Raw genomic sequence first — 427 nt, forward strand, 5'->3', positions numbered from 1 at the left:
ACGTAGAAGCGCGGCGCCCCTTCGCTGGGATAGCGGGCGTTCAGCCGTGCGATCTCGTCGCGAGCATATTGGAGGATCTCAATATCCGCCGCATCGATTTCGGTTTTGCTGTCCGGCCAATCCGAAAGCAGAGCGAAATGGATTTCGTCCGCCGTGTTGGCCAGGTGATGCACTTCGATATTGCGGATGTTCTCCTCGACGTCGTCGCGCGAGCCGATCAGCGACGGCACCACTACCAGCGTTCGGGCCTCGGGCGGCATGCCGCGTCTGTAGTCGTAGCCGACGAGGCGCGTGGGCTTCAGGAACAACGATACGACAGTGTTGAAGAAGGCAAGCGCGCCTTCGCTGGCCGGCACGGCAAACAGCGCCAGCATCAAGGCGATCGACCATTTGGACAGGCCGAGATTGGCAAGGGCGTTGCCGGAGA

At 61.4% G+C, this 427-nt stretch carries 1 protein-coding gene; it reads right to left on the minus strand.

Features of this window, described 5'->3' with window-relative positions; translation table 11 throughout:
* Positions 1-427, minus strand: a 427-nt coding sequence (locus tag EOA86_RS38180; protein WP_164892491.1) for a hypothetical protein, incomplete at both ends; no start/stop codon positions are given.

Source organism: Mesorhizobium sp. M5C.F.Ca.IN.020.32.2.1, assembly GCF_004023105.1.
Lineage (GTDB): Bacteria > Pseudomonadota > Alphaproteobacteria > Rhizobiales > Rhizobiaceae > Mesorhizobium > Mesorhizobium wenxiniae.